Origin of the sequence: Paenibacillus thiaminolyticus (assembly GCF_003591545.1) — a bacterium.
Classification (GTDB): domain Bacteria; phylum Bacillota; class Bacilli; order Paenibacillales; family Paenibacillaceae; genus Paenibacillus_B; species Paenibacillus_B thiaminolyticus_A.
Genome location: NZ_QYZD01000103.1, coordinates 1 through 1,105, shown reverse-complemented (window position 1 = coordinate 1,105; position 1,105 = coordinate 1). Strand labels below are relative to the sequence as shown.

The 1,105-nt window shown below is 58.8% G+C and carries 1 protein-coding gene; it reads right to left on the bottom strand.

Annotation, left to right across the window (positions count from 1 at the left end):
- The coding region (locus DQX05_RS30135; protein WP_147385260.1) for a non-ribosomal peptide synthetase at window positions 1-1,105 on the bottom strand (1,105 nt) is incomplete at both ends.

The window sequence follows — 1,105 nt, the reverse complement described above, 5'->3', positions numbered from 1 at the left end:
AGCTGGCTCAAAATGTACAATCGTTTTTGCGCGGAGGAGAGGGGGTAATAGGCGCACTCCTCCGTGATCGGGATCGACCTATACGCGGCCTGGCGTTCCTTATCCGTAAGAGCGGCATGCTGTTCCTTGCCCGTGATGACTTCCGCCATTTGCTCAATCGTCGGGTATTGGAAGACCTCCCTCAGCGGCATCTCGCTCCCCATCTCTTTGTGCAGCTTGGCCACCAAAGTCGTGGCCCGCAACGAATGTCCGCCGATGTCAAAGAAGTTGTCCTTCATTCCAACGCGCGGAAGCCCTAGCACCTCTTGCCAGATTTGCGCGAGCTGCGTTTCCACCGCTGTGCGTGGAGCCACGTAGTCAGCTCCGGTATGCATGCTTCCATCGGGTGCCGGCAGGGCTTTGCGGTCAATTTTTCCGTTGGGTGTCAGCGGCATATGCTCCAGCTGCACGAAGCAGGAAGGCACCATGTAGCCCGGCAACTCTTGAGATAACGCGCTTCTCAGCTCGCCAGCCGTCATTTCTTTGTCCGCGATGACATAGGCGCATAAATACGGCTGTCCGTCTCCGTCCTCCAGAGCGATCGCGACCGCTTCTTGTACCGAAGCCGTCTTCAACAGTTGGGTCTCCACCTCGCCCAGCTCGATCCGGTACCCCCGAATCTTCACCTGATGGTCGATCCGGCCCAGATACTCGATAGTGCCATCCGGCAGCCACTTGGCCAGATCCCCCGTCCGGTACATCCGCTCGCCTGGTTCGAACGGGTTGTCCACGAACCTCTCTTCGGTCAGCTCCGGACGATTCAAGTACCCGCGCGCCACACCCACGCCGGAAATGCAGAGTTCCCCGGGGATACCGACCGGCAGCAATTGATCGTTCGCCCCCACGATATACACCCGATGATTCGGGAGCGGACGGCCAATCGGTACCAGCTTCCCTGCCGGAGCCACAACATTTCCGAGCGGAGCCACCGCATTTCCGGCCGTGGCGACAGCATTTCCGGCCGGAACGACCGTCGTTGCCGGCCATATCGTGGTCACAATCGAGTCTTCAGTCGGACCATAGGCGTTAATATACAACACGCTGTCTCGCCACTGCTGAACCAAAT